We start from the raw sequence: 4,391 nt of genomic DNA on the forward strand, positions 1-4,391 counted from the left end.
TGCGGAACGCGTTTGCGCGGAGATCATGCTTAAACAACAAGCTGAAGCGCGATGGGGATTCATCCCGGCCTCATCGCGCTTTAATAATTTCATTGCATTGACAGGCGCGGCCTTCGCAGCGCACGAATGACCGATGTCCTTCTCGATCGCCATTATCGGCCGGCCCAATGTCGGCAAATCGACGCTGTTCAACCGCCTGGTTGGGCAAAAGCTCGCGCTCGTCGATGACCTGCCGGGCGTCACCCGCGACCGCCGCGAGGGTGAGGCCAGGCTTGGCGACCTCGAATTCACCATCATCGACACCGCCGGCCTCGACGAGGGCGCCAAGGGCTCGCTGACCGCGCGGATGCAGGAGCAGACCGAGGCCGCGATCGCGCAGGCCGACGCGCTGTTCTTCGTCGTCGATGCCCGCATCGGCCTCACGCCGACCGACCGCGCCTTCGCCGATTTCGCCCGCAAGGCCAACAAGCCGGTGCTGYTGGTCGCCAACAAGAGCGAAGGCAAGCATGGCGATGCCGGCGCGATGGAAGCCTTCGCGCTTGGTCTTGGCGATCCCATCCAGATCTCGGCCGAGCACGGCGAGGGGATGGGCGAGCTTTATGACGCCCTCGCCAAGCTGATGCCCGAGCCCGTCGACGAAGATGAGGACGAGGACGACGCGCCGCTCTCCGAGGAAGAGGCCGCGACGCGCCCGATCCGGGTCGCCATCGTCGGCCGGCCAAATGCCGGCAAGTCGACGCTGATCAACCATTTGCTCGGCGAGGAGCGCCTGCTGACGAGCCCGGAGGCCRGCACCACGCGCGATTCCATCGCGGTCGAGATCAACTGGAAGGGCCGCGATTTTCGCGTGTTCGACACCGCCGGCCTGCGGCGTCGCTCGCGCATCGAGGAGAAGCTGGAAAAGCTCTCGGTCGCCGACGCGCTGCGCGCGGTGCGCTTTGCCGAAGTCGTCGTGCTGATGATGGATACGCAGAACCGCTTCGAGGAGCAGGATCTGCGCATTGCCGATCTGGTCGAGCGCGAGGGCCGCGCGCTCGTGCTTGCCGCCAACAAATGGGACCTGATGGAGACCAAGGGCGGCGGCGCGATCTCGGGCCTGAGCCGCGACGCCGACCACTGGCTGCCGCAGGTCAAGGGCGTGCCGATCGTCGCGGTATCGGGCCTGATGGGCGAGGGCATCGATCGCCTGATGCAGGCCATCCAGGACGCCTACGCGGTCTGGAACAGACGCGTGTCGACGTCCGCGCTCAATCGCTGGTTCGAGCAGGCGGTCCAGGCCAATCCGCCGCCTGCCGTGTCCGGCCGCAGGCTGAAGCTGAACTACATCACGCAGACCAAGGCGCGGCCGCCGAGCTTCGTGCTGTTCTGCTCGCGGGCCGACGCGGTGCCGCAGTCGTACTTGCGCTACCTGACCAATTCCATGCGCGAGACTTTCGATCTGCCGGGCACGCCCGTGCGCATCACCTTGCGCGAGAAGGCCAACCCCTTCGCCCACAAGCGCAAGCGGCCGTCGTGAGCAGCGATGCCGGCGAGGCCATGGCGCAGGGCGCTGCGCCGGTCCGGCGCGGCGCGGTCGCCTTCATCTTCGTCACCATCCTGCTCGACATGCTCGCGCTCGGCGTGATCATGCCGATCCTGCCAAAACTCGTCGAGAGCTTCGTCGACAACGACACCGCACACGCGGCCCGCATCTTCGGCCTGTTCGGCACCGCCTGGGCGCTGATGCAGTTCGTGTTCTCGCCGGTGCTGGGCGCGCTGTCGGATCGTTTCGGACGGCGGCCGGTGGTGCTGCTGTCGAATTTCGGGCTCGCCGCCGACTACGTGCTGATGGCGCTCGCGCCGTCGCTGACGTGGCTGTTCATTGGGCGCGTGATCTCCGGCATCACCTCGGCCAGCATCTCGACGGCGTTCGCCTATATCGCCGACATCACGCCGCCGGAGCGGCGCGCGGCGATCTTCGGCAGGATTGGTGCGGCCTTCGGCGCCGGCTTCATCCTGGGCCCGGCGCTCGGCGGCCTGCTCGGCGACATCGATCCGCGCCTGCCGTTCTGGGCGTCGGCGGCTTTGAGCTTCGCCAATGCGCTCTATGGGCTCCTGGTCCTGCCGGAATCGCTGGCGCCCGACAAGCGCGCGCCGTTCCGCTGGACCCGCGCCAATCCGGTCGGGGCGCTGCATCTGCTGCGTTCCAACGCGATGTTGGCCGCGCTGTCGATCGTCAACTTCATCGCGCAGGTCGCGCATGTCGTGCTGCCCTCGACCTTCGTGCTCTACGCGACCTATCGCTACGGGTGGGATTCCAAGACGGTCGGGCTGACGCTCGCGATGGTCGGCATCTGCGCCATGGTGGTGCAGGGGCTCGCCATCGGCCCGATCGTGCGCGCGCTCGGCGAGCGGACCACACTGTTTCTGGGCCTGTGCTGTGGTGCGATCGGCTTCGTGATCTTCGGCGCTGCGCCGACCGGACCGCTGTTCTGGATCGGCATTCCCGTGATGTCGCTGTGGGGCATCTCGGGTGCCGCGATGCAATCGCTGATGACGCGGCTGGTCGCGCCCGATCAGCAGGGCCAGCTGCAGGGCGCAACCGCGAGCGTGCAGAGCGTGTCGCAGCTCGTCGGCCCGTTCCTGTTCACGCTGACGTTTTCATACTTTATCGGGAGTAGCGCGCCGCTGCATCTGCCCGGCGCGCCATTCCTCCTCGCGGGTGCGCTGATGGTAGTATGCGTAGCCATCGCGATGCGCACGCTGGCGACTACGAAGACGGTCTCATAGGGTGGGCAAAGCGAAGCGTGCCCACCGCTGCTTCGTCAGCCCGCGGAGAGATGGTGGGCACGGCGCTTACGCGCCTTTGCCCACCCTACAACAGCGCTGGTTGGCTTACTTCTTCACCAGCGGGCACTCGCTGGCCTCGAGCGGCTTGGCCGCATCTTCCGGCGCGATGGTGGCCACCAGCTTGTAGTAATCCCACGGCCCCTTCGACTCTTCCGGCTTCTTCACCTCGAACAGATAGGCCGGGATGAGGCGGCGGCCGTCGGCGCGCAGCGGGCCCTTGCCGAACAGCGGATCGTCGGTCGGCAGCTCCTTCATCTTGGCGACCACCTTGGCGCCGTCATGTGGATTGCTGCCGAGCGCTTCCATTGCCTTCAGGTAGTGCAGGATTTCCGCGTAGAGGCCTGCCACCGTCATCGAGGGCATCGAGCCCTTGGGCGACACTTTCTGGAAGCGCTTCGACCATTCGCGGGTCTTATCGTTGAGGTCCCAGTAGAAGGACTCGGTGAAGGTCAGCCCCTGCGCCGTTTTCAGGCCAAGCGAATGTACGTCGTTGATGAAGAGCAGGAGCGCGGCGAGCTTCTGGCCGCCGGCCACGATGCCGAATTCGGCCGCCTGCTTGATCGCGTTGGTGGTGTCGCCGCCGGCGTTCGCAAGGCCGATGACCTTGGCCTTCGAGGACTGCGCCTGCAGCAGGAACGACGAGAAGTCGGACGAGTTGAGCGGGTGCTTGACGCCGCCGAGCACCTTGCCGCCGGTGGCCGTGACGACGGCGCTGGTGTCGCGCTCCAGCGCGTGGCCGAAGGCGTAGTCCGCGGTCAGGAAGAACCAGCTGTCGCCGCCTGCTTTCGTCAGGGCCTTGCCGGTGCCGTTGGCGAGCATGTAGGTGTCGTAGGTGAAGGAGACGGTGTTGGGCGTGCAGGCCTTGCCGGTGAGGTCGGCCGTGGCGGCGCCCGAATTGAGCAGCACCGAATTCTTATCCTTGACGAGGTTGCTCACCGCGAGGGCAACGCCGGAGCTCGGCGTGTCCGCGATGGCGTCCACCTTGTCGGCATCGATCCATTGCCGCGCGATGTTGACGCCGATGTCGGGCTTGTTCTGGTGATCGCCGCTGAGTACCTCGATCTTCCAGCCCTTGGCGGCAAGCCCGGAGTCCTCCACCGCCATCTTGACCGCCGCCACCGAGTTGGGGCCGCCGATGTCGGCATAGAGGCTCGACATGTCGTTCAACACGCCGATCTTGATGGTCTTGTCCTGCGCATGCGCAGAGGTTGCAAAGCCGAATGCGGCACAAGCCAGAAGCGCGGCATAGCGGCGCGCGAGCGTCGTTGTCATGTCAGAATCTCCTCCACTGTCAAATATCCGGACGGCTCTCTTGGAGGAGCCTTGTTTCTGGCTGATGGCTCTAGCCTGTCCCACGGCCGGCGGCAATGCGCCTAAAGCCGGATGACGCTGCGTCGTTACGTCATCCGTCGGTTAACTTTTGGGCAAAATGCGTTGAGGCGCTATTTGAGCGCGTCCGACGTCAGCCTGAATTTCTGGATGCGCTTTCCGGTATCGACCTCGGCGGTATAGACGTTACCCTTGGCATCTATCGCCATGGCATGCACCCAGTGGAATTGCCC

Annotated in this window: 3 protein-coding genes; 2 read left to right on the plus strand and 1 reads right to left on the minus strand. The window is 65.5% G+C overall.

Going from position 1 to position 4,391, the window contains the following annotated elements; genetic code table 11:
- Positions 1-133 precede the first annotated feature (133 nt).
- Positions 134-1,516 carry a ribosome biogenesis GTPase Der gene (gene der, locus AC1D00_RS29000; protein WP_477013022.1) on the plus strand — a complete coding sequence of 461 codons (1,383 nt, stop codon included), beginning with the start codon at positions 134-136 and terminating at the stop codon, positions 1,514-1,516.
- Entirely contained in the window at positions 1,513-2,769 is a 1,257-nt protein-coding gene (locus AC1D00_RS29005) for a TCR/Tet family MFS transporter (protein WP_477013023.1), read from the plus strand. The genes der and AC1D00_RS29005 overlap by 4 nt, the downstream gene beginning before the upstream one ends.
- Positions 2,770-2,874: 105 nt before the next feature.
- On the opposite strand, the gene AC1D00_RS29010 is transcribed toward AC1D00_RS29005, so the two are convergent.
- Positions 2,875-4,101 carry an ABC transporter substrate-binding protein gene (locus AC1D00_RS29010; protein ID WP_477013024.1) on the minus strand — a complete coding sequence of 409 codons (1,227 nt, stop codon included), beginning with the start codon at positions 4,099-4,101 and terminating at the stop codon, positions 2,875-2,877.
- Between the last annotated feature and the right edge of the window lie 290 nt (positions 4,102-4,391).

The organism is Bradyrhizobium sp. P2_E8, from assembly GCF_056403875.1.